General features: G+C 58.3%; 1 rRNA gene (running past one end of the window). It reads left to right on the forward strand.

Going from position 1 to position 314, the window contains the following annotated elements:
• A 16S ribosomal RNA gene (locus tag AC5JL8_RS10365) occupies window positions 1–314 on the forward strand; its annotated part runs 107 nt beyond the window's last position; the annotation flags it as partial.

The raw sequence follows: 314 nt of genomic DNA on the forward strand, positions 1-314 counted from the left end.
CGTGAGATGTTGGGTTAAGTCCCGCAACGAGCGCAACCCTCGCCTCTAGTTGCCAGCATGTTTGGGTGGGCACTCTAGAGGAACTGCCGGTGACAAGCCGGAGGAAGGTGGGGATGACGTCAAGTCCTCATGGCCCTTATGAGCTGGGCTACACACGTGCTACAATGGCGGTGACAATGGGAAGCCAGGTCGCGAGGCCGAGCGGATCCCAAAAAGCCGTCTCAGTTCAGATTGCACTCTGCAACTCGGGTGCATGAAGGTGGAATCGCTAGTAATCGCGGATCAGCATGCCGCGGTGAATACGTTCCCGGGCC

The sequence above is a fragment of the Mojavia sp. genome (assembly GCF_059505145.1).